The 25,756-nt window shown below is 39.2% G+C and carries 12 protein-coding genes; 6 read left to right on the plus strand and 6 right to left on the minus strand.

The features are described from left to right. Positions 1–15: 15 nt before the first annotated feature. From MWU82_RS16875 to MWU82_RS16885, 3 genes are all read left to right on the plus strand, one after another. Positions 16–3,234 carry a PVC-type heme-binding CxxCH protein gene (locus MWU82_RS16875; RefSeq protein ID WP_247097276.1) on the plus strand — a complete coding sequence of 1,073 codons (3,219 nt, stop codon included), beginning with the start codon at positions 16–18 and terminating at the stop codon, positions 3,232–3,234. Between the two features lie 92 nt (positions 3,235–3,326). Further along, positions 3,327–5,543, plus strand: a complete 2,217-nt coding sequence (locus MWU82_RS16880; protein ID WP_247097277.1) for a family 20 glycosylhydrolase — start codon at positions 3,327–3,329, stop codon at positions 5,541–5,543. Positions 5,544–5,994: 451 nt separating this feature from the next. Beyond that, a complete protein-coding gene (locus MWU82_RS16885) occupies positions 5,995–7,650 on the plus strand; it encodes an altronate dehydratase family protein (protein ID WP_247097278.1) in 1,656 nt (551 codons plus the stop codon). A 321-nt stretch (positions 7,651–7,971) separates the two neighbouring features. On the opposite strand, the gene MWU82_RS16890 is transcribed toward MWU82_RS16885, so the two are convergent. Next, positions 7,972–9,498 (minus strand): aldehyde dehydrogenase family protein, encoded by a 1,527-nt coding sequence (locus MWU82_RS16890; protein ID WP_247097279.1) that lies wholly within the window; start codon positions 9,496–9,498, stop codon positions 7,972–7,974. 2 nt (positions 9,499–9,500) lie between these two features. Next, a complete protein-coding gene (locus MWU82_RS16895) occupies positions 9,501–10,409 on the minus strand; it encodes a DUF1338 domain-containing protein (RefSeq protein ID WP_247097280.1) in 909 nt (302 codons plus the stop codon). Between the two features lie 71 nt (positions 10,410–10,480). Here MWU82_RS16895 and MWU82_RS16900 point away from each other — a divergent pair, with 71 nt between their 5' ends. Further along, entirely contained in the window at positions 10,481–11,368 is an 888-nt protein-coding gene (locus MWU82_RS16900) for a LysR family transcriptional regulator (protein ID WP_247097281.1), read from the plus strand. 500 nt (positions 11,369–11,868) lie between these two features. Here MWU82_RS16900 and MWU82_RS16905 read toward each other — a convergent pair whose 3' ends face one another. From MWU82_RS16905 to MWU82_RS16920, 4 genes are all read right to left on the minus strand, one after another. Next, entirely contained in the window at positions 11,869–13,689 is a 1,821-nt protein-coding gene (locus tag MWU82_RS16905) for a sulfatase-like hydrolase/transferase (protein ID WP_247097282.1), read from the minus strand. Positions 13,690–13,800: 111 nt separating this feature from the next. Continuing rightward, positions 13,801–15,321, minus strand: coding sequence for a RagB/SusD family nutrient uptake outer membrane protein (locus tag MWU82_RS16910; protein ID WP_247097283.1), 1,521 nt, complete (start codon positions 15,319–15,321; stop codon positions 13,801–13,803). Between the two features lie 22 nt (positions 15,322–15,343). Next, positions 15,344–18,454, minus strand: a complete 3,111-nt coding sequence (locus MWU82_RS16915; protein WP_247097284.1) for a TonB-dependent receptor — start codon at positions 18,452–18,454, stop codon at positions 15,344–15,346. Between the two features lie 276 nt (positions 18,455–18,730). Beyond that, positions 18,731–20,425: a transcriptional regulator gene (locus MWU82_RS16920; RefSeq protein ID WP_247097285.1), complete on the minus strand. Its 1,695-nt coding sequence runs from the start codon at positions 20,423–20,425 to the stop codon at positions 18,731–18,733. Positions 20,426–20,671: 246 nt separating this feature from the next. Here MWU82_RS16920 and MWU82_RS16925 point away from each other — a divergent pair, with 246 nt between their 5' ends. After that, positions 20,672–22,693 carry a trehalase family glycosidase gene (locus MWU82_RS16925; protein WP_247097286.1) on the plus strand — a complete coding sequence of 674 codons (2,022 nt, stop codon included), beginning with the start codon at positions 20,672–20,674 and terminating at the stop codon, positions 22,691–22,693. Positions 22,694–22,705: 12 nt separating this feature from the next. Next, the gene (locus tag MWU82_RS16930) at positions 22,706–25,735 is read left to right on the plus strand and encodes an aminotransferase class III-fold pyridoxal phosphate-dependent enzyme (RefSeq protein WP_247097287.1); all 3,030 of its coding nucleotides are present in this window, start codon (positions 22,706–22,708) and stop codon (positions 25,733–25,735) included. Positions 25,736–25,756 lie beyond the last annotated feature (21 nt).

A 25,756-nucleotide genomic window follows, 5' to 3' on the forward strand; every position in this document is an offset into this window, starting at 1 on the left:
TAATAAAAAGAACCAATGTATTTATCAATCACAAAAAACCTGGATGTTGTTCAATCTAAAATGATTGTGGCCATTATTATCCTGGCTTTGGCAAGCTGTTCTACAAAAAATAGTGGTCCTACACTTAAGCTCGCAAAAAACTCCCGTATCGTGCTAATCGGAAACAATTTGGGTTCCCGGATGATGGAATACGGTCATTTTGAAACAGAAATGCAACTGCGATATCCCGATAGTCTCCTGTATATGCGTAATATGTGCGATGGAGGAAATACACCGGGTTTTAGGCCCCATCCCTCCAGAAAATCGCCATGGGCATTCCCGGGTGCCGAAAACTTCGCCCAGGAATCCATTGTTGAGCATTTCGAGGTTTCCACCGGGTGGTTGAAGACGGCTTCGGAAGGACACTTTGAAACACCAGACCAATGGCTTACCAGACTAAGGGCAGACATTATAGTTGCTTTATTTGGTTATAGTGAATCTTTTGCCGGTGAAGAAGGATTGGAGAATTACAAAGCGGAACTCCAGGCGTTTATTCAGCATACCTTGAAACAGCGTTACAACGGTTCTTCAGCACCACAATTGGCCCTCGTATCACCGATCGCATTCCAGGACCTATCCGGAAATAGGGATTTACCGGATGGTGGTAAAGAGAATAAAAACTTGGCAATGTATACCCAGGCCATGAAAGAAGTAGCAGCGGCCAATAATGTACTGTTCGTAGATGCCTTTGAGCCCACTAAAGAATGGTACCAATCTGAAAAAAGTGATTTAACGGCAGATGGTTTTCAATTGAGCGATTTTGGTTATAGGAAGTTCTCCAAATTATTGGCCGACAATATTTTTGGATCGGGCGAAATTGTTTCAGAAGAAAATCGTTCTCTGGTACACTCGGCAGTCATGGAAAAGAATTGGTTTTGGCACAATGATTTCAAAATTCCGAATGGGGTCCATGCCTATGGAAGAAGGTACGAGCCCTTCGGTCCCAAAAACTATCCTGCGGAAATTGAAAAAATTAGGGAGATGACCAGTATTAGGGATACGGCGATATGGAAATCCCTAAAAGGTGAGCAAATGGATTTGGTCGTGTCCGATAGTAGAACCAAGTCGTTGCCCATTATCGAAACTAATTATAAGCCCAATACGAAAAACGGGACCCCTGAATATTTATATGGGGAAGCGGCAGAGAAGAAGATCAAAGTGGCCCCAGGTTATAAAATAGAACTTTTTGCCTCCGAAAAAGAATTTAGCGACTTGGCAAATCCAGTGCAGATGTCTTTCGATAACAAGGGAAGGCTCTGGGTAGCTGTGATGCCGAGTTATCCCCATTATAAGGCAGGTGATAGTAGGCCCAATGACAAATTGATCATTCTTGAGGATACCGATAGCGATGGCAAGGCAGATAAACAGACCACCTTTGCCGATGGGTTGCATTTACCTATAGGATTTGAATTTGCCCCTGAGGGGGTGTATGTTTCACAGGGTACAAATCTTGTTCTACTAAAGGATACCGATGGGGATGATAGGGCCGATGTAAAGGAAGTGGTATTGAGCGGGTTCGACGATCACGATACGCACCATGCGATCAGTGCGTTCACGGCCGATCCCTCTGGAGCCTTTTATATGGGGGAAGGCGTATTTCTCCATAGTAATGTAGAGACGGCCTATGGTACGGTTCGTGGTACCAATGGCGGATTTTTCAGGTATAGCCCTCAGCGGAACCATCTAGAACGAACTGCGCAATTGCCCATCCCAAACCCATGGGGAATCGCCTTTGACGAGTGGGGTCAGGATTTCTTTGCTTATACTTCAGATCCCGAAATGACCTGGATGCTTCCTGGAACCATAAAACCGAGATATGGGGAAGGTTCTCCTGCCCCGAAAAGTCTTATTGAGAAAGATCATAGAGTGCGCCCGACTTCTGGGCTTGAATTTGTTTCTAGCCGACACTTTCCTGACGAGGTCCAAGGCGATGTACTGATCAACAATACTATAGGGTTTCTGGGAACAAAACAGCATACCATTAAAGACGATCCAAAATCTGCTGGTTACACCAGTGAACATAGGATGGATCTTATCTCGGCCGAAGATAAGAACTTTAGGCCGGTAGATATGGAATTCGCCCCTGATGGATCCCTGTACTTGTTAGACTGGCACAACGTTCTGATTGGGCATATGCAGCACAATGCCCGTGACCCCTTACGGGACCATGTGCATGGTAGGGTATATCGTGTGACCTATCCTTCTCGTCCTTTGGTGGAGCCAGCAAAAATACATAAGGCCACAATTGAAGAATTGCTGGGTAATTTGAAATTGCCGGAATATCGTACCCGTTACAGGTCTAGAAGGGAGTTGAGAGGAAGGAATCCTTCAGAAGTCTTAGAAAAACTGGAATTATGGACAAACAACTTGGACCAAAATGACCCTAGATACGAACACCAACTTGTAGAGGCTTTGTGGGTATCTTGGGGTCTTAACAATATTGATGAGGAACTACTAGAGAAAGTCTTTGCGTCCAAGGACTTTCGGGCCAGATCGGCGGCTGTTAGGGTGGCTAGATATGCAGGTCACCAAATATCGGGACAAATGGGCTTGCTAATGAGGGCCGCAGAGGATAATAGCCCCAGGGTAAGACTGGAAGCTTTGGCGGCAGCCACCTGGTTAGAACGGGATGCCGGAATATCGATTCTTGAGAAGATAGGTGAAAAGCCCTTGGACGATTGGATGCAGCTTCCCTTCGAGGCAGGTATGGCGCATTTTAACGGACATCGTCTTATGGAAGGAGCTGAAGAAGACAAGGGAGAGGAAACCACGTTAAAAGGAAATGACAAGGAGTTGTATATGAAGGGTAAGGAAATCTATTTCAGAGAAGGCTTTTGTGTTACCTGCCATCAACCGGACGGTGAGGGACTAGTGGCAGCTCAATTTCCTCCATTGGCCAATTCAAAATGGGTGACGGGTAATGAGGATCGACTTATTAAACTTACAATAAAAGGACTAATGGGACCTATTGAGGTCAAGGGTAAAAAGTATCCGGGACAGGTTCCCATGACCCCTTTTGGCGGAATGTTGAACGATGAGGAGACAGCGGCCGTGCTTACCTACGTCCGGAAAAGCTTCGGAAATAATGCTTCACTTGTTTCAAAGGAAAAGGTAGGGAAGGTCCGTGAGGGAATAAAAGGGAAGGAAGGGTTCTATTCTCCAGAAGAATTACTCAAACAACATCCTTTTGAATAAGGATGGAATATAGAGCGTTGATCTTTAAAGCAGATAATCATCAGCATGCTTTTCATGTTATATTTATAAATTTTTTTATTTAATTATTTTTTATGTTAAAGACTATTTTAGGGAAGGCTTTTTTATTGTTTTTCGTGATGATTATGTCATACGGCCAAGCGGTTGCAACCGATATCATCCCAAAACCTCAAAGATTTGAGCCTAATGGCGAAGTGTTTGTTCTAAACCAATCAACAAAAATAGAGTATAGCAATGGCTTGCAAGCCTTAGCAGCATATTTGGGCGAGACCCTTTCCCCAGCTACTGGTTGGGATTTTGAGCTATCATCATCTAATAAATCCAACAAAAACAGTATACAACTTTCTATAGATCCTCAAGACGATAAAAAGGAAGGGTACCGACTTTCTGTGACCTCCAAAAACATTCAGATTATTGGCAATAGTGAGGCAGGTGTTTTCAATGGTATACAGACGCTACGGCAAATGCTTCCCGTAAAAATTTTCAATTCAAGAAGACAAAAAGATGTGGATTGGGACATAGAAGGTGCCCTCGTAAAGGACGAGCCCAAATATCCTTGGCGCGGAATGATGCTGGATGTAAGCCGTTATTTTTATGAGGTGTCCTATGTAAAGCAATTAGTAGATATGATGGCAATGTACAAGATGAATGTGCTACATCTACATTTGATAGACGATGCCGGATGGCGAATAGAAATTAAGAAATATCCCAAGTTAACTTCAGTTGGTGGATTCAGGGGCGAAGGACACGAAAGAACCGGGGGGTATTACACTCAAGAGGAAATAAAGGAAATTGTGGCATATGCAGCCCTTCGGAATATAGAGGTAATACCTGAAATAGAGATTCCGGCCCATACCTTACCGGCCATAGCCGCGTATCCGCAATTGTCATGTACGGGTAAACCTCAGGTAGTGCAGACCCAACACTCTATAAGTGGAGAATTGTACTGTGTTGGACGCGAGTCTACTTTTGATTTTCTGGAAGATGTCTTTGCGGAGGTCGTGACACTTTTTCCCAGTAAGTATATACATGTTGGCGGTGATGAGGCTAAATACGATCGATGGGAACAATGTTCACATTGCCAGAAAAGAAAAGAAACCCTCGGACTGGAAAATGAAGCTGATCTGCAGGTGTATTTTACCAATAGAATCCAAAAGGTATTAAAGAATCACGGTAAAACCATTGTTGGCTGGGACGAGATCATCGAAAGAGGGCTAGATGATAAGGCTGTAGGAATGGTTTGGCACAACAAGAAAAAGGCTATTTTGGGTACACAAGCAGGACATGATATGGTAATGGCACTATCGAGTCATGCCTATTTTGATGTGGCCGAAAGTAATATCTCTGGGGAGGTTAAAGCAGCTACCTGGTTATCTCCAATTAGCCTTGAAAAAGTATACGGCATGGATCCTGTGGTAGAAGGTTTAGGTGAGGAATACAAGTCTCAGGTTTTGGGAGTTCACGCTACCCTTTGGTCTGATCAGTTTATCCATGGTACCATATTACAAGAAATACTACCGATAAATGAAAACCGATCAGAGAAGTATTTTGATTACCTGACCTTTCCGAGGATGGCAGCTTTGGCAGAGGTTGGTTGGACACAACAAGGTCATAAAGATTGGTCCGATTTTGAGAAAAGAATGCGTAAACATTATAACAGATATGATGAAGCGGGCTACGGGTATAGGGTGCCACAACCTAAACTTATAAGTAAAAAGGAAATTGATGGGAGTATTGAGGTGACCTTGGAAAATGTGGTCGAGGGGGCACATATTCGTTACACTACCAATGGTCTTAGACCCAATACCTATGATGCTGTGTATACCAGCCCGGTCAAAGTAGACAAATTATCTGATTTTAAAGCGATTACCGTATTGAACCGTCAGCGGTTCTCCCTACCACTGTATTTTCCTGAGAAATATGAACAATACAAAAAGTTCGGGACCCTGTTGGGCGAATGGAAACCAGCACTTATTAAAGGACTGGTTTTTGGGGAACTGGAACTGAACGCAACCGGTAAAATTAATGGGAATGGAACCTATGAGATAACTTTCATTTACACGGACGGGGCGCATAAATTGGAAATTGAAGAAGTATCCGTTTATAAAAACAGACAATTGATAAACCAAGATAGGCATAAGGGAGAAACAGGGACTTCCTCAAGCGAAAATACGTATCGCGTAAAAATCGATGATTATGAAACCGGGGCCGAATTTAAAATCAACGCAACCGTAAGAGGGGATATAGGAAATGATTCCAATGGGGTTGTTTTTATAAGGAGTAAAGAGTAATCCAAGAAGCTAGTTATAAATATTTAATTCCAAGTTTGGAAATTTTGACGATATTTTGTCGTGAATTTCCTGAATGAGGATAAACAGTATACTATTGTAAAGGGAGGAAGTCAACAATGACTTTTTCCCTTTTTTGATATGTGTATAAACAATATGAGCTTCTGTAATATGTGGGGCACCAGATTATTGTGTAATATTCGATCTACCCCAATTGAAATATAAAAGTGAGTACAACCTGAAATATAAATAAAACAATGCTAATATTTGTATTTTTGCTAAATCAATTTAGCAATTGATTATTTGGCATCAATCGGAGCTGGCCAATAAAATTCAGAAGTATGGGAGTGGCAATCTAAGACGCGCATGCGATGATGAAGTTTCGAGTTATTATTAAATGCTGGACATAAGACTTGTTCAACGATTGCCAGCAGGTAAAATATAAAATCAAGATATGGATCAAGTTTTAAAAATTCACACTAAGGATAATGTAATTGTTGCCCTTAGTGATTTGGAAAAGAAGTCAATTGTCTGCCATGATGGCCAAGAATTTGTAATGGTCGATTCGGTAAGGGCCAAACATAAATTTGCAACCAAAGACCTAAGCATTGGCGATGATATTATAATGTATGGTGTAATAGTTGGAGTGGCCATACAGCCAATAAAAAGAGGAGGGGGCATAACTGTTGGCAATATTAAGCACAAGGCGAATCACTATAACTTTTCGGAAGTTGGAAAGGTGAGTTGTTGGCAAGCACCGAACACTAACAAATGGAAAAATAAGACTTTTGATGGTTATTATCGGGAAGATGGTTCCGTAGGAACCCAAAATATTTGGTTGGTGATGCCATTGGTTTTTTGTGAAAACCGAAATATTCTTGTAATTAAAAAGACCATGGAAGAATGTTTAGGCTATGCTACTTCTAGCAAATACCGACTGGACATGCATAAATTAATGAATGGCTATAAACAAGGTAAAACCGAAAGTGAAATATTAAATTCTGATATAATTCTTTCGGCTGAAAAAGCAAAAGACAATAGGCTATTTAAAAACGTGGACGGACTAAAGTTTATTACCCAAAATATTGGTTGTGGAGAAACCAGACAGGACTCAAAAGCCCTTTGCAATTTATTGGCAGGGTATATGACCAATCCAAATGTGGCAGGTGCCACGATATTGAGCTTAGGGTGTCAGAATGCGCAAGAGTCTATTTTTATGAAAGCTGTAAAGGATAGAATACCAAATTACGAAAGGCCAATATATGTATTGGAACAGCAAAAAAGTATTTCGGAAAAGGACTTTATTGCCGAGGCAGTAAAAAAGACTTTTGTTGGTCTGATGGAAACGAATAGAAATGTGCGTAAGCCGGCAAGTGTAAGTAAAATAATACTGGGATTGGAATGTGGGGGCTCCGATGGTTTTTCTGGAATTTCTGCAAATCCTGTTACAGGCCATTGCTCGGATTTAATTGTTGGTTTGGGAGGAAGGGTCATACTTGCAGAGTTTCCAGAGTTGAATGGTGTAGAGCAGGAGTTGATAAACCGTTGTTCGACCAAGGAGATGGCCAATAAATTTGGAACACTGATGGCAGCTTACAAGAAAAGAGCAGAAGAGTCAGGGTCCGGGTTTCATGCCAATCCGTCTCCCGGAAATATTAAGGACGGGTTGATTACTGATGCAATTAAGTCGGCAGGAGCTGCTAAAAAAGGAGGGACATCACCTATAAATCAGGTGCTGGATTATACGGAAAGGGCAACAGAAAAAGGTTTGTCTTTATTGTGTACCCCTGGAAATGATGTGGAGTCAACTACTGGGATTGCGGCTTCGGGAGCTAATTTGATATTGTTCACTACTGGATTGGGAACTCCTACCGGTAACCCTGTGGTACCGGTTATTAAGGTGTCATCCAACAGCCATCTCTATAATAGAATGGGAGATATTTTAGATTTCAATGCCGGTACGGTAATTGAAGGGACAAACTCTATTCAACAATGTGGAGAAGCATTGTTGGACTTAATAATTGAGGTCGCTAGTGGAAGAATACAAACAAAAGCAATGAGTTTGGGACAAGATGATTTTATACCATGGAGAAGAGGTATCTCCCTTTAAATTCTCACCGCCCATTTTATTCGTATAAAATTGAGTTCACACCCCTTAAAATTCAATTAACCAATGGATTTTTAACTAAGAGATATTGGTTAAGTAGATACTGCTGTTCAAACCTGATTTCCATGTCGATCTGAATGGATTTATATGATTATAAATTAGGTATGTACAGACCCGCTAAAATAAACTAGGCTTCCAATAAATTGAAAGCCCAGTTCGTAGTGTATCAAATTTAAATTAGCACGGTTTAACCCACCATATTGTTAGCAAGGTTTTATTCCCTTGCATTAACCATTATGGAGGGCTAGCTTTAAATATTGGATACTATAAGTCAAATTTTATCCCTTGAGCCAATGGTAAATCTGTACTGTAATTTACGGTACAGGTTTGTCTTCGCATATAGGCCTTCCAGGAATCGGAGCCACTTTCACGGCCACCGCCCGTTTCTTTTTCTCCCCCAAAAGCCCCTCCGATTTCAGCGCCTGAGGTTCCTATGTTCACATTAGCAATTCCACAATCTGAACCCGAGTTGGATAAGAAGGTTTCTGCTTTTCTCATATTCAGGGTAAATATGGAAGAGGATAATCCTTGGGGTACATTGTTCTGTATGTTAATGGCTTCGTTCAGGTCTTTATATGAGGTTACATAAAGAATTGGAGCAAAGGTTTCCTGTTTCATAATAGGCATATCGGGTTCTGCCTTAATAATTGTGGGCATTACGTAACAGCCGGAAGTATATTTTTCTCCATCCAAAACTTGGCCGCCATAAACAAGTTCGCCGCCCTGTTCCTGAGCTGTTTTTACCGTATTTGAATAAGCCTCTACTGCCATGGTGTCGATTAACGGACCTACATGGTTATTCTCATCCAAGGGGTTACCTATACGAATTTGACCATAGGCTTGTTGTAATTTCTCTAATAGGGATTCGTATTGACTCTCGTGAACGATTAACCGTCTAGTAGAAGTACAACGTTGTCCAGCGGTACCCACAGCTCCAAAAACAATCGCTGGAACAGCGTGATTTAGATCAGCATCTTCAGCTACAATTATGGCATTGTTACCTCCTAGTTCCAATATAGATTTCCCCAAACGTTTGCCTACGGTTTCGGCTACGCTCTTTCCCATTTGTGTAGAACCCGTTGCAGATATTAAGGCTATGTTTGGGTCAGACGACATTAATTTTCCAATGGCGCGATCTCCTATGATTACATTGGAAATTCCCTCAGGAAGATTGTTCGCTACTAAAACTTTTTTGAAAATTTCCTGACATGCCATTGAGGAAAAAGGGGTTTTTTCTGAAGGCTTCCATATACAAACATTTCCACATACCCATGCTAGTGCCGCGTTCCACGCCCATACCGCTACAGGAAAATTAAATGCGGAAATAATACCTACTACACCTAATGGGTGCCACTGTTCAAACATTCTATGGCCTGGTCTTTCTGAATGCATTTGGAGCCCATACAATTGTCGAGATAGACCCACGGCAAAATCACAGATGTCGATCATTTCCTGAACTTCTCCATAGCCTTCTTGTAGGCTCTTGCCCATTTCATAGCTTACTAATTTTCCTAAGTTTTCCTTTTCCTTTCTAAGAGCATCCCCAAACTGACGTACAATTTCCCCACGATGGGGTGCTGGCATGGCTTTCCAAATTGGAAATGCAATTTGGGCTTCAGCCATCAGGGTCTCATAATCCTTATTTTCGGCAAGATTTACCTCTCCTATCAATTTACCATCAACAGGGGACTTAATATTTAGTTTGTCACCCTTACTTACCCAATTTCTCTGCCCACTACTGGCACCGTAAAAAGGTGTTTTTAACCCAAGATCTTCTATTACTTTATTCATATTTACACATTTTTAGTCTGTTCCCTATACGTACTTTCAAAAATCTTGTCCGCGTTCGCAGATTCAAAGCCATCACGTCTCTGTTGTCTGCTAAAGGTTTTTATTTTCCTGTCCAGATAGGAGGGTAGTGGTAGACGTTCCGCGAATTCAACGTAACTTCCTGCTATTTCAGCTTTCTCGCTGTCCATAAATTCTGCGGCTACCATTTTGGCGATGGTGCTGCTCTGCTTAAGAAGTCCATCCTCACTTGTTTTGATCTTTCCCCCGGAAGTGTTCAATTTTATATCTATGGATTCCAAAAACACATTGAATTTTTCAATTGTATTGTAGGCATTCGGAAGATCATGAACGCTTATGGTATAATGGTTTAAATAATACCGGTTATAAATTACCCACGCAGCATATTCGCTTTCATCTGCCAAGGTATTATAATCAGCCAAAGATGGGATTTTCCATAATGGTTTATAAAAAAATTGTCCAACCTCCTTGGTGTCATCCAGATCAATATGGTCTACCGGATCTGAAGTAATATCTTGGGTGTATTTTTTAATTATATGCTGGGCCTCTTCTGAAAGTTCGGAGACCCTTAATTCGCTCATAAAAATTCGCGGGTAATGGTCCTCTGGAGGTGCGTACCAATAGGCATCCAGTTTTTTTCCTTCGAAATAATAATAGTCCCTTTTTTGGTATCCATAATGCAAAAATATTTTTTCGAAGGAGTTTATCCCTAAGTTAGGAATGCCCAAGGTCCTAAAGGCGATATGATCATTTACAATTTCATTTTCATCTTGGATAATTCCATGTGAAATCATGGCCTTACTTATTTTCTGCACATCAGGTACAAGTTCTCTATAAGGAGTAAACAATGCCTGCAGAATAGTGTCGAAAGCTCTTTTTCTCTTGGTTTCCATATCAGTTATAATTATTGAAGAAACAAATTTAGTTGTACTTTTGATTTTAAACAATTCTTATTACTTCATAAATGATAAGTAAAACTAATCAATTAGAACTTCGTCCGTTGCGTTATTTTTTGGTTTTAGCAGAGACATTGCATTATAGAAAAGCCGCCGATATCCTGTTCATTTCGCAGTCGGCACTGAGCCAGCAAATAAAACAATTGGAAGCTATTTTGGGAGTGACCCTATTCGACAGGACAAATAGAAAGGTTGCCCTTAGCAGACCTGGCCAACTATTGGTAAAAGAGGCACAGCTTATTCTTAATCAATTGGAAGATTCCATGGAGCGCTGGCAATTGACCAATGATGGGGTAATGGGCCAATTAAAAATTGGATTCGTAGGTTCGGCCATGCAAATGTATTTACCGTCTATTTTAAAGCAATTTGGAAAGAAATACACCAAAATAAATTTCTATTTGGAGGAACTTACCAATACAGAGCAGATTAGGGCCTTGGAACATGAGGAGCTAGATATAGGTTTCATGCGCTCCAATATAGTGTCACCAGATCTTCGAATCAAATCTGTTTATAAGGAAAATTTTTCACTGGTTTTGCCTGAAGATCATTTTATAACGAAAGACAATTTTAAGCATATGGGACAACTTTCTGAGGAGTCCTTTATTCTCTTTCCCAATGAAAACAGCCCGATGTATTTTCAACAGATACAGAATTTATGTGCGGATCAAGGGTTTAGCCCCCGTATATCCCACAAGTCCATACACGGTCCTACTATTTTTAAGTTGGTGGAAAACGGTATGGGAATTTCAATTGTACCCAATTCGCTTCGTGATGAACATAATTATAAAATTAAATTCTTGGAACTTGACAAGGTGCCACATAGGACCGAGCTTTTTGCGGCTTGGAAAAAAAATAATACCAACCCTGCCTTGCATTATTTTTTGGAATTGATTTAGTTGACCTTAAGCAATCTAAGTGAATCATTATTTTTGGCCACCAGGAGCGAAGTAATTTTGGAACTTCCTGAACGAAAGGCCCTAATTCTCTATACATCCCCGTCAGTAAAAAGGCCACTTTTGATATAATTTAGTGGTAAACCTTTATTGTATATGTAATAATTCGACCAAAAAGGCAATAATCAATCCCGATATAATTTTCTCTCCTTTTATATGACCGCCATTTTTTTTACGATTTAAAAACTATTGATTCAATAAAGAATTCCTGATTATTTAGAATCAGGAATTCTTAAAAACAAACTAAACTAACTCAAAAAACTATTTCTGGTACTATTTATTAATTTGGATTTTGATCTTACTCCCTGAGGTATTCAATTTTATAATAATAAATTTCAAAATGATATTGAATTTTTCAATAGTATTGTAGCCTTTTGGAAGATTGAATGCTATTGGCATAATAATATAAATAACACCTATTGTAAATTAAGGAGGCAGCATATTCACAAGATGGTTTTTGATGTATTTAACAAATTAGATTCTTTATTAATTTTAAATGTACTTTCTTTATTAAGCTCAACTTTGAAAGCTTTTTCTATTTCCATTAACTTTCGTTCATTTACAATATTCTCCTTTTCAGAAGGATCTGTTGATAAATTATATAGCTCTATTGCTTTTGATTCGTTTAACTTAGATTGAAATTCTACTCCATACAACACCCTTGGGATTTCAATAATCCCCTTCCACACTTCTGAATTTCCCTTTTCTACTGTATGTTTATATGCAGCCCAATTTATTGACTTTTGATTATTCCTTTTTTGATTTGATTGAATAAACAAATACTCCCGTATAGGATTCAATTGAACATCTGATTGTTTAAGAACAGAAGAAAAATCATAACTATCTAATGCCGACTCATTGTCCACTTCTACATTTACCAAGGAGGTCACGGTTCTAAAAATATCGTGTAAACTTATTAGTTGGTTTTGAATTTTATGGCCCTTGTCAAAATTACTTCCCCAACGGAAAATAAGTGGAATTCTATGACCACCTTCATATGGTAATCCTTTAAATCCCCGTAATGGCTTACCATTATCCGAAACTCCTTGTGCATTAATGTGGTTTAGTCCTTTACCTTCAGCATCAGTTTCAATACTAGACCCTCCATAAAGTCTCTCCTCTCCTGTATAACTACTACCTTGTTGATTATGATATATAGGATTGGTCCAATTCACATTAACTCCTTCTCTCACCACCCCATTATCACTAGCAAAAATAATCAGCGTATTTTCTAATATGCCTTTTTCTCTCAATTTCTCAATAAATAGTCCCATAGCTACATCGCCTTCATAAATCATATCTGTACGAATATTCACGGTCTGTCCTTTTATAGGTACTGATCCTTTTTTAGATAAATCTTCTGTATTGGATGGTTCGTTAATATTGAATGCAGTAGGTGGAGCAAATGGAGTATGTCCTGCCTGGGAACAATAATGAATAAAAAATGGTTTAGAATCCCCGTATATTTTTACATGTTTGTCTATATAATTTAATGCATCGTGCATTAGAAGAGGACCTACTGATTCTGTTGTCCAGTTGTCCATTTTGTATTCTTCTAAATTATTTTTCTTTTTAAAAAAAGGCTTAAAATATTTTTGGACTTCCTTGCCTGAGTCAAAATATACAAATTCCTTTCTCTCTCGGTTCCATCTTGAAAGCCTATCATTTTTAAAAAAGGCATAAGGAGACTCCTGAATTCCCCCTGGAAGAGTTAAGGTGTAATCGAATCCATGATCCTTCGGGCCATCCAAAAACTTTTTGGTTAAATTTGCTTCCCCATAATTTTTAGCTACTTCACCGTCTTGTCTAAGAAATTCACCTCCTAAATGAGACTTACCAAAAAAGGCCGTCGCATACCCTGCAGTACTCAAAACATTGGCCAAAGTTTTTTGATTAGGCATAATTTGACTTTTCGTAAGGTTATCCCAAGTTCCTTCAGTCCTTCTCCCTCTAAATATTTGATTTCCAGTAAGGATAGAATACCTCGATGGAGCACAAAGGGCATCCGCAGAATGAGCTTGAGTAAAGTATACACCTTCCTGAATCAAGTTATCTAAATTAGGCGTTAAAAACCCAGAACCCTCTGGATTTAAAGCGTTAATATCACCATATCCCATGTCATCCATCATAAAAATAAGGATATTAGGTTTTTGGAGAGGCACAACCTCTGTTTTACTAGCTTTTGAATTCTCGGACGAGAATTCTTTACATGAAAACATACAAATTGAAGACGCAACTATTAATAAATTAATTATCAATTTCATGCTTATAACTATTATTAAAATATGTACTGAGTTTAGAAAAGAATTCTTGACTCAAATAGAATCAAGAATTCTTAAATATAAACTAACTTAAAAAACTATTTCTGTCACTATTTAATAATTTGGATTTTGATCTAAATCTGGATTTGCATCTAGTTCAATTTGAGGAATTGGCCATATTTCATTGGTGCCATTTATAAAATTTTCAGCACCATATCGATTGTGATTTTCCAAAATGGTCTTAACTCCTCCATCTTTGCCGTACCATCGTACCAAGTCATCAAATCGTGTAGCTTCAAGCACAAATTCTAGTGGTCTCTCAACATTTCTGATATGGCCTCGGACTTCATTTTGGTTCATCCCTGAAATTAATGCTGATCCTGCACGTGCTCTAACCTCATTTATTCTGTTTATTGCTTCACTTGTATTGCCAAGCTCATTCTCGGCCTCAGCGAGCATCAAAATCACGTCTGCATATCTGATAATGAAATAATTTATATCACTCTTGGATCTGTTTTGAAAATAATCTCGATTTACAACCCATTTTCTCCAAAACATTCTGTCTTCATCTTGTCTTCCTTGTTCGTCAAAATATTGTCTATATGTTTTGCCATTGTAATACCAAACACTGGCATTGGGATCATCGAAAAGTACACTAGCGTAAACTCTTTGAGTATAGTTTCCCGTTGAGGTTGTGTCAGATAAGAACAATTGCTTTCCCCAATCTGTAACCCAATTTGACTCCCAGCTATGTACTCCAGATATATTGGTAGACTCAATACCTCCACCATCTTCTACACTTGTAAAATTAATCTCAAACAGTGATTCGGAACTATGCTTATTAAGCCCGGAAAACAAAGACTCGTAATCCTCTACAAGCGCATAACCCATCGTTGTAACTTCATTTAACTGAGCTATGGCTTCAGTCCATTTTTCTTGAAACAAATAAGTTTTACCTAAATAAGCAGTAGCTGCGCCTTTAGTCGCTCTGCCCAACCACTCTTCACTCCATGAACTTGGTAAACTCTTTTTGGCATCATTTAAGTCTGACTCGATCTGAGTCCAAATTTCATCTTTTGTGGACCTTCCTTTATAAAAGCCTTCGGAAGTTTGAGGAACCTCAAGAGGCATTGGAACGGCACCAAAATCTTTCAATAATACAAAGAGAGCATGGGCCCTGGCGAATTTGGCTTCACCTGCAAAAATATCTCGTTTGGAACTATCAAGTTTACCATCTTCGACCATTCGGTCAATGTTTTCCAATAACTGATTAGCAGTAAAAATGGTTTGATAAAGCCACCTCCAAAGATATTCGGTCATGTATTGATTGGGATTCGGATCATATCTGGCTATGGATTGCATGGGTTGCCATATATCCCAGTATACCATATCACTTTTTGCTTCATGTGACATATGGTACATTTCATTAAAATCCCATTGTTCTTCCCATTGTTGGGTTTGTAACGTAGCATATAAAGCTATAAGTGCCTTTTCTACATCCTCTTCATTTTGCCAGAATTGTTCTGGAGTCAGACTGTTTGGATTTACAGTCTCTAAAAAATCGTCATTACAGCCTTGAAAAATCAAGAACATAAATGATAAAATCATTAAAGAATAAATATTTAAATTTTTCATGATATCTGTTTCTTTTTTTGTTTTAAAAACTTAATTGCACACCCATTACCAACTGTCTTGCCGATGGATATGGATTTCTGTCTACACCACTATCAAATCCATTAGACGACCCTGTTCCCCCAATAATTCCTGGATCCCATCCGCTATATTTGGTAATTGTAAATAAATTATCCCCTCCGGCGTAGATTCTAGCCGATACTAGTCCTGCCTTTTCTAAAATATTAGAGGGTAATGAGTATCCAACTTCAATATGGTTCAATCTGAAATAGGAGGCGTCCTCGAGCCATAGATCATGTTCCAATACGTTCCAATGACTAGGACTGGTAACCAATCTAGGCACACTGGTATTTGTGTTTTGCGGCGTCCATGCATTAAGTAAATCTTTATGAAATGCATGACTATCGTCAGTTCTATATGATAACCATCTTCCTCCATTAACTTTTTTTGCTCCTAATGCTGAATATGCAGAAAGATTTATATCAAATTGCTTATATGTTGAATTAAAACTAAATCCTATCTCAGCTTTAGGAAGACTATTTCCCATAAAACTTTTATCCCCATTGGTAAGCTGACCGTCACCATTTACATCAACAATTTTCACATCACCCGGTTGGGCATCTGGCATAATTAAATTGCCTTGCGAATTTCTATATTGATCGATTTCGGCTGCGGTTTGAAACAATCCATCAGTACTATATAAATAGAATTCTCCTAAAGATCTCCCAACTGCTGTTCTGGTAACATCATTCATAGACCAGTGTACTTCTCCACCAACAATAGCTTCATCACCAAAACCTAATTTATTTACTTTGTTATCATTAGTAGAATAAGTGAGATTAACATCATACTTAAATTCATTGTCATATTCTCGCCATCCAGCCTTAAATTCAAACCCTTTATTGGTAATTGATGCGGCGTTAACGGCGGGGCTTCCCGCACTCCCAGAAGATAGCGGAATAGGGACCGCAAACAATATATCTTCAACGTCCTTAACATAGTAATCAGCTTCAACTATTAACTTATTGTTTAAAAGCCTCATATCTAATCCAATATCAGTCGATTTAGTTTCTTCCCACTTTAATCCAACTGACGGAAAAGATATTTGTCTTGCACCACTAGCTGTACCCAGCCCAAAAGGATAATTTGTATATCCTGTTTTGTTTGACACAATTACAGGAATAAAAGAATAGTCACCTACTTCTTGATTTCCCAAAACACCATAACTACCTCTTATTTTTAATTCATTTATTATAGATGAGTTAAAAAATGGCTCTTCACTTAATCTATATCCAGCTGAAACCGATGGAAATGTCCCAAAACGATTTTCCTTCGGAAATCTTGAAGACCCATCTCTACGCACATTAAATTGCATTAAATATTTATCTGCGTAAGAATATGAAAGTCTGCCAAACAAAGATTCTAATTGATTACCGGTTTCAAATCCATCAATATCAATATTCTCTGTAAACCCTCCTAAATTCCTGATATCGTTAGAAGGGCTATTTTGACCTGATGCGTAAGACCATTGTATATCGCGTTCCTCTCTCGAAGCCCCTATCATTACATCAATATCATGATTTCCTGTTTGCAAATTATATGAAAGTATGTTCGACAAAACTTTATGCTTATTAAGATGTGTGCTTTCTGAACCACTGTTTACTGGTGCAAAATTGATTTCATCAGTATAATAGGAAGGATTAAACTGGTTAACGGTATTTCTATACTCATTTTGACTTATTCTGAAGGTATATTTCAAATTATCGATAATCTCGATTTCGGCGTAAGCAGATAATAATATATTTTGACGTTTGTAATTATCATCGTTCATTTCATAAGCTCTAATAAGATTTGTAGCTTCTTTGAAACCATACTCATTTAAACCACTTCCATACCCTGATTGAGTTGTACCGTCATATATCTTATGTAATGGTGACATAGCAACAAGATTAAAAAAGAAATGACTTTCAAAATGTTGCTGACCTTCGTTTGTTGTGTATCCAAAAGATTCTCCTATTTTTACGCGCTTCCCTATCTTAAAGTCAGAATTTATCCGAAGGGAATTTTGTACATCGTCAGAACTGATTCTAATTCCTTTTTGATCTTTTCTGGCAGCGGAAACAATAAAATTGTAATCATCTCCCTGTCTAGCCACAGACAACTCATGTTTCTGTGTTAAGGCATTTCTAAAAAGTGCATCTTCCCAATTGGTGTTCCCAAATTGAGAAGGATTGGATTCCCATGCCGAAACAAATGGCGGATATATCTCTCCCGAATTATCTGATGCTTGTTTTACCACATTTATATAGTCAGTAGAATTATCAATCAATCCAAAATCTTTTTCTCTACTAGCTGTGCTTACATAGCTTCGGAAATTTATCTGTGTTTTATCTTTGACACCTGTACCTCTTTTTGTCTCAATTATTATTACGCCATTAGCAGCTCGAGAACCATAAATAGCAGCAGATGCAGCATCTTTTAAAACACTTAGAGACTTAATATCATTAGGGTCGATACTATTCATACCGTTTTGATCTGTTGGTACTCCATCAATAATAATTAGAGGATAACTGTTTCCAAGTGTACCAATACCCCTTATTCGAATATCGGCTCCAGCCCCCGGATCAGCATTGGACTGCACAATATTAACACCTGAAACTTTGCCTTGGAGCGCTACAGAAGCATTACTTGTTGTTATTTTCTGCATATCACCAATATCAGCTGTAGATACTGCACCTGTTACATTTTTTCTCTTTTGCGTGCCATAACCAACTAGAACAACTTCATCTAGACTTTGTGCATCCTCCTCAAGAATTACATTTATTACTGTTTGACTGCCCACTACAACTTCCTTGGTAATAAAACCAAGATACCTGAAAATTAAGGTGGTTTCAGGTCCGGCTACCTCAATGGTATAATTGCCGTCAAAGTCCGACTGTACCCCTTGTGTTTGATTTGCTTTAACTGTAACAGAGGCGCCTGGCAGTGCGACTCCCGTATTGTCTGTAACAGTTCCGCTTACTACCTTGCTTTGTGAAAAGGATCTGGTGGTAAACCCAAACGAAGCAAGCATAAAAAGCAATAAAAACAGACCGTTAAAACGATGGTTTTGATTTTTTGATTGTTTTTTTTTCATATTATTAAGTTTATGTTAGTCATTGCTCACATTCCAAATTTTGGCATGAGCTTAAGAGTTATCAAATATTATTTTATAATTACATAAAACCTCATAAATCACCTTTACATGACCTTTACATCCTGCTAAAAAGCTGTGAATTACCTGTGTTTAATGGGAAATGGCTGTATATGAAAATTGAAAAGGGGAACTAGGTTTTATATAGAATCAATTATATACCTAACCTTTTCGGGAGGGCAACTGAGAATGGGATTGTATAAAATGAAAGGTGAAGATTTAAATATTTTCGAGAAAACTAACAAGACTTTCTTTTTTATCGATATTTAGTTTCTTCCTTAATCGATGCCTGCCTATTTCTACAGAATTTAAAGAAATGTTGTTGATATTTGCTATTTCTTTTGAGCTGAGTTTGAGCTTAACTTGAACGGCAAGTTGTACGTCCTTATCAGTTAGGTGAGGATATTTTTCTTTAATTCTAAATAAAAAGTCACTTTGTAGCGTTTCTACGTTTGTATGAAACCTTTGTATATCTTCATTAATATCAAACTTAAAGCTATATTCTTTTATGAGTGTATTAATGTCCTTTTTTAATTGATTTATATCAGTAGATTTTAAACTTTTAAAAGAATTAGTAAGGTCTTTATAAATAGATGTTCTTTGAGAGATAAACAAAGCTAGATTTGTCAGCTCTTTCATCCGGAATTCCAATTTGTGCTCAAGATTTTCTTGCAAAAGGGATTGTGTTTTTAATTTTTCTATTGACAGTTTATGGCTTTGTTGATAAATTGCTTTTTTCTTTTTTATATTATTCCACAATGAAGCTATGATCAGAATAGCTATAACGGACAATAAAAAGGATCCGATAAGGACAGAATTTCTTCTTTGTGTTTCCAAATTTCTTTGTTGCTCCAATAATTTAATTTGGGATGCCCTTCGTTCGTCCTCGTAACGAATCCTCATATCGGTTAGTTTCTCGCTTTTATTGCTCGAAAAAATTTCTGAATTCCCGTCTGAATAATTCTTGTAGTAATTTAATGCCTCTTTATAATCTTGTTTTGCTAAAAAATAATCGGACATAATTCTATCATTTTCAACTACCCATTCTTTATTGTCCATCAAACCCTCCATAATTGATCTTGACTCTTTCAATTGCCGGTAGGATTTATCATAATTGCCCAGCTTTAGATTTACTATGGAAAGTTCGTTTAGAATATGAACCATATTTTGTTCGTCCTTAATTTGTTTTGTAATTTCTAAGGAAGATTCTAAATATGTTTTGGCGGAATCGGGTTCATTTATTTTGCGATAACAAACTCCCATATTTTTCATGGTCTCTGCAATTCTATCCTTATTGTTAAATGGTTTTTTTAATTCCAAAGATTTTTTGAAATATGATAATGCCAAATTGCAATCCCCTTTATGTTCATGAATTAATCCCAAACTGTTATAACTATATGCGATTCGCTGTCTGTCACCTATTTTTTCATGTATTTTTAATGTTTCCGTATGATATTCAAGAGCCTTGTCAAAATAGCCAATGTCGAAATACAACCACCCAAGAGTACGAAGCGTAAAGGCTAAATCATAATTGTTCTTAAGGTCTTTTCTGATTTCCAATGATTGCAGACCATACTGTAAAGCCTTATCGTAAAAATCATTGAACAAATAGCCTTGACAAAGATTAATAAGTGCTAATCCTTCCTGACCCACATCATTCGTCTCTCGAGATAACAGTAAAGCTTCATTTGCATATTCTATAGTTTTATTAGGGTTTATAGACCAATAAATTTCGGAAACTCTGTTTAGTAATGGTAATTTATCCTTACCGCTTGAGTAGGGTAATAAAGTCAGCAGACTATCTAGCTCTTTTTGAGAGTCGCTTGGATTTTCATCCCAAATATTAGTTTGGGAATGCACAGTAGTACCTATAAATAGAAGTATAATTAAAATAGGTTTTATCAATTTTTCCATGTGCTAGGATTTAAAAATAAAAAGAACTGGGTTTATTACTAAAGGTGGTTGCAAGAATTATGCTATTTACAAATATCTAAATTATAACGTAATCTCCTTTTTAATAAAGTCCAAATAATGGGACCAGTAAAGGTCAAGTAAAGGTCGTTTTTGGGTTATTAAGGGAAATTAATTGAAAATTTGCTCTAATCCCATTTGAGAAAATTAATGACGGGTTAAAAAAGGACAACTTCCAACAAAGAAAATATGCATTTATATAAAATGGTTAAGAATATTATGGTACTGGTATTGGGTGTTAGCTGCTATAGTTCAATAGGGCAAGTCAGCACTGATGGCAAAAGCAATTATCTAAACTTTAGTGAAGATATTTTGGATTTCCATTTTACTCCAAAGGATTCTGTTGACAGGTCTGGTTTAATGTTTTCAGACCAGGGATCGTGGTTCGCATATAGTTATTCTGATTCGATAGGAACTATGACAGATTTTTCCGGGCCTTTTCTAATGACACAGCAAAATGGCGTTTGGTCAAGTAAATCCTTAGCATCAATTAAAATTGCTATAGGCAGTCATCTCATTAATTTTAAAAAGGAAAACATAATAGAGCAGAAAAGCTATTCAAGCCATTTGGAACAAACTTTTTGTGCGGATGGGGTTGAATTAAAAGAAACACTTCTGTTTTTAAACGGTCATACAGCTTTAATTAAATATGAGTTTACAAATACGAACCAACGCATCATTCAATTAACATATCATTGGAAAAATGAACCTTTATTGACTAATAGTTTAAAGTTGTCTTCCCAAAGAAATGTTCTCAAAATAAGTTCAAACATAAGTACTGCTTTGGGGGTCATTACTTTTCCAAAATCTACAATTATCAATAATTTGGCAAAAGGTTTTTCTACAGAACTTCAAGAATTGGAACTCAAACCCAGCCAAACCAAAGAAGTTGTAATCGCACAAACATTTATTTTTTCAGAATACTCTTGGGAAGAAGAAAAGAAGATAATAGATAATTCTAATTTTGATTCAATTTTAAATACTCGGAAGGAAGAAAAAAACGATGAACTAAAAACACTAATTGAAAACAGTAAGCCACAGTTTAAGGATAATAAATATGCAAGAGTATTGGCCAAGGCCCAACTTACGCTTCAAAACAATTGGCGGATAGCCGCTGGGGAACTAAACCATCAGGGATTGTTTCCGAGCTATCATTATGAATGGTTCCATGGATTTTGGTCATGGGATTCCTGGAAGCACGCTGCGGGCCTTTCCCGATTCGCCCCTGAACTTGCCAAGGATCAAATAAGAGCAATGTTCGATTATCAGGCGGACGACGGATTTATTTTGGATTGCATCTATAGGGATACAACCATTGAAAATCACAATTATAGGGATACCAAGCCACCTTTGGCCGCATGGGCTGTAGTCCAAATTCTGCAGAAGGACAGAGATATTAATTTCGCTAAAGAAATGTACCCCCAGCTGATAAAGTACCATAATTGGTGGTATGCCAAGCGGGACCACGATAAGGATGGTTTATGTGAATATGGATCTACAGACGGTACCGTGTTGGCTGCCAAATGGGAAAGTGGAATGGACAATGCCATACGTTTTGATTCCTCTGAAATATTAAAAAACTCCGATGGGGCGTATTCCCTGAATCAAGAAAGTGTAGACTTAAATGCTTATTTATATGCTGAAAAATTGTATTTGGCCCAATTGGCTGAGGCCTTAGGTAAAAAATTGGAGTCAGATGAACTTAAATCCAATGCTAAGAAGTTGAAACGGTTGATTCAGTACCAATTTTATGACAAGGTGGATGGATGGTTTTACGATACCAATTTAGAGGGTACCCAATTTATAAAGGGTGCTGGAAGTGAAGGTTGGACTGCTTTATGGGCGAAGGCTGCTTCCCCTGAACAAGCGGAAGCTGTAAAAACCAAGATGATGGATGAACAAAAGTTTTTCACCAAAGTCCCTTTCCAGACCATGTCCAAAGACCACCCTAAATTTGACCCTCTAAATGGGTATTGGCGTGGACCAAACTGGCTAGATCAGGCCTATTTCGGAATAAAGGGACTTCGGAATTATGGATATGATTTGGAAGCCAACAAGGCTACAATCCAAATAATGGAAGGTGCTGATGGACTTTTGGAAAAAGGAAAATCCATTAGGGAAAATTATCATCCGATCACAGGGGAAGGTAGGGAGGCCCATAACTTTAGTTGGAGTGCGGCCCATATTATTTTGATGTTGACCGAGGACTAAAAAAAGGAATCAATGGAATATAGCAAGATTATAATAACTGCAGATCAGGCCATAAAAATTGTCCTTGAAAATTTTGACGTTCAAGGTACGGCCAAACCACTGCCCGGGGAAATCGATTTTAATTTTAAGATCGATGCAGTTGATGGGCAGCAGTATATTTTGAAAGTCTCCCGACCTGACGAGAACGAGGATTATTTGGACTTTCAACAGAAATTGCTGCTCTACGCCAGCGAACACGCCAAGGATCTAACGTCTCCCCAGGTCGTTCCGGATAGGCAGGGGAATCTGATTTCTGAGATCAGGGACGATTATGGGCAGATCAGGAAGGTACGCCTTCTGTCCTGGATATCAGGCAGGGTCTGGAGCGGGGTGAACCCGCAATTGGATGGGCTGCGCCATAGTCTGGGGGAACAATGTGGGAGACTGACACGGGCCCTGCAAGGTTTTGACCATCCCGAGGCCCACAGGGAATTTGTCTGGGATGTGGCACAGGGCGGTTGGACTACAGAATATCTTGACCTTTTTAAGAATGTGGACAAAGAAGTCATCTCCTATTTTCAGAATCAATTTAAAGAGGCGCAGCCCTGTTATTCCAAGTTACGCAAGGCAGTGGTACACAATGACGCCAACGACAACAATGTTATAGTTTCCGGGGGCCTGATCGATCCCCATGTGATCTCCGCCATAGATTTCGGGGATTCGGTCCATACGCAGATCATCAACGATCTGGCCGTTGCCTGTGCATATGCCATCATGGGGCACAATGATCCGTTGGAGGCCGCATTGCCTATTGTACGGGGCTATCACCATGCCTTTCCTTTGGAAGAAACGGAACTGGAACATTTGTACATGGCCATCGCCATGCGCTTGGTGATTTCCGTAACCAAATCGGCCATCAATAAAAAGGAGGAACCGGACAATAGCTATCTGTTGATCAGCGAAGAACCGGCCTGGGAACTGCTCCGTAAATGGAGGGACATCAATGCGGATTTTGCCCATTTTAGTTTTAGGGGGGCATGTGGATATACCGCCCATCCCAATGAAGAAAAATTCTCGACCTGGGCCAAAAAGCAATCCCTTTCCATTGATAAACTATTTCCCACTGTCGGTTCCAACACAGTATACCCCTTGGATCTTAGTGTATCCAGTAAATGGATAGGGCATGAAAAGGACTTTAACGATCTGGACTATTTTCAGTATAGAATTAATAAACTGCAGGGAGAACATCCTTCCAAAATATTGGCTGGAGGTTATCTTGAGCCCCGCCCTCTCTACACCACTACGTCCTATGATAAGATAGGGAACAAAGGTAGGGAGAGTAGGAGCATTCACTTGGGGGTCGATTTTTGGTTGCCGGCAGCAACACCGGTACACGCCCTTTTTAACGGGGAAGTGGTTACAGCTGTAAATGATGCAGGGGACAAGGAATACGGCGGACTGGTAATTTTAAGGCACCGGGAGGAAGGCTTGGAGTTTTATATCCTTTACGGACATTTATCGGTGGACAGTGCCATCCGCCATAAGGTTGGCGATCATTTAAGGGTAGGCGATGAAATTGGTATCTTGGGCAATTGTGAGGAGAACGGCAATTGGGCCCCGCATCTGCATTTTCAGATCATGCTTTCCATGCTTGAATTTAAAATTGATTTCCCCGGAGTAGCATATCATAACCAGATATCCGTATGGAAAAGCCTTTGTCCGGACCCCAATTTGTTGTTTCAGGCCAAGGGACTGGAGGGACGGCAAGCTACCTCCAATGCCGACATCATCAACTATAGAAATCAGCATTTGGGAAAAAGCCTAAGCCTGCAGTACAAGGTGCCCATTAAAATGGTTCGGGGTGCAGGGCAGTACCTAATGGACCAATATGGCAGGAAGTACCTGGATACCGTAAACAATGTGGCCCATGTGGGGCATGAACATCCAGAAGTGGTAAGGGCGGGACAGGAACAAATGGCCTTGATCAATACCAATAGTCGGTATTTGCACGAAAATATAAATGAGCTGGCCAAGGAGCTGTTGGAGACCCTGCCTCCAGAATTAAGTGTGCTCCATTTTGTTAATTCCGGCAGTGAGGCCAATGAGTTGGCGATCCGGATGGTAAAGGCCACCACGGGGGAGCGCGACATAATTGCCTCCGAGGTGGGCTACCATGGCAATACCAATATGTGCATAGATATCAGTTCGTATAAGTTTGATGGAAAGGGAGGCCAGGGCGCTCCGGAACACACCCATATTTTTCCGCTTCCCGATGCCTTTAGGGGCAAGTACCGGGGGAAAGATACGGGAGAACAATATGCCTTGGAGGTCAAAAAGCAGATAGACACGATACTGGACAAGGGAAGGGGAGTAGGGGCCTTTATCATAGAACCCATTATTAGCTGTGGGGGACAGATAGAATTGCCGGAGGGATTCTTGGCCAAGGCCTATCAATACGTTAGGGAAGCGGGCGGACTCTGTATTTCCGATGAGGTGCAGGTGGGTTGTGGCCGTATGGGCACTACATTCTGGGGCTTCCAATTGCACGGGGTGGTACCCGATATCGTGACCATAGGGAAACCCCTTGGCAACGGACACCCTTTGGCCGCGGTGGCCTGTACACAGGAAGTAGCGGAAAGATTTGCCAATGGAATGGAGTATTTCAACACTTTTGGGGGCAATCCGGTTTCCTGTGCCATAGGTGCCGAGGTTCTGAGGGTGGTGAAACGGGAGAAGCTCCAGTCACATGCCTTGGCGGTTGGAAATTATCTAAAAAAGGAACTAATAGATCTGGCGAAGAAGTTTCCCATTATTGGTGATGTTAGGGGCCAGGGACTTTTCTTGGGAATCGAGTTGGTGGATGAAAAAATGGAGCCTTTGGCGGCCCAGACCGATTATTTGGCCAACCGTATGAAAGATCATGGTATCCTTATGAGCACGGACGGCCCGGACCATAACGTATTAAAAATTAAGCCTCCTTTGGTCTTTACCCAAGAGAATGCCGAGGAACTTATTTTTTATCTCAAGGGAATCTTTACCGAAGATTTTATGATAAACTATTAATTTTTTGATACAATAATATTG

The sequence above is a fragment of the Arenibacter sp. S6351L genome, assembly GCF_023016025.1.
Lineage (GTDB): Bacteria > Bacteroidota > Bacteroidia > Flavobacteriales > Flavobacteriaceae > Arenibacter > Arenibacter algicola_B.

Bases quoted from the DNA above. Each gene is read 5' to 3' on its own strand.
- MWU82_RS16910 (WP_247097283.1), bottom strand. From the start codon at position 15,321: ATGAAAAATTTAAATATTTATTCTTTAATGATTTTATCATTTATGTTC.
- MWU82_RS16920 (WP_247097285.1), bottom strand. From the start codon at position 20,425: ATGGAAAAATTGATAAAACCTATTTTAATTATACTTCTATTTATAGGT.
- MWU82_RS16895 (WP_247097280.1), bottom strand. From the start codon at position 10,409: ATGGAAACCAAGAGAAAAAGAGCTTTCGACACTATTCTGCAGGCATTG.
- MWU82_RS16900 (WP_247097281.1), top strand. From the start codon at position 10,481: ATGATAAGTAAAACTAATCAATTAGAACTTCGTCCGTTGCGTTATTTT.
- MWU82_RS16890 (WP_247097279.1), bottom strand. From the start codon at position 9,498: ATGAATAAAGTAATAGAAGATCTTGGGTTAAAAACACCTTTTTACGGT.
- MWU82_RS16930 (WP_247097287.1), top strand. From the start codon at position 22,706: ATGGAATATAGCAAGATTATAATAACTGCAGATCAGGCCATAAAAATT.
- MWU82_RS16905 (WP_247097282.1), bottom strand. From the start codon at position 13,689: ATGAAATTGATAATTAATTTATTAATAGTTGCGTCTTCAATTTGTATG.
- MWU82_RS16885 (WP_247097278.1), top strand. From the start codon at position 5,995: ATGGATCAAGTTTTAAAAATTCACACTAAGGATAATGTAATTGTTGCC.
- MWU82_RS16875 (WP_247097276.1), top strand. From the start codon at position 16: ATGTATTTATCAATCACAAAAAACCTGGATGTTGTTCAATCTAAAATG.
- MWU82_RS16915 (WP_247097284.1), bottom strand. From the start codon at position 18,454: ATGAAAAAAAAACAATCAAAAAATCAAAACCATCGTTTTAACGGTCTG.
- MWU82_RS16880 (WP_247097277.1), top strand. From the start codon at position 3,327: ATGTTAAAGACTATTTTAGGGAAGGCTTTTTTATTGTTTTTCGTGATG.
- MWU82_RS16925 (WP_247097286.1), top strand. From the start codon at position 20,672: ATGCATTTATATAAAATGGTTAAGAATATTATGGTACTGGTATTGGGT.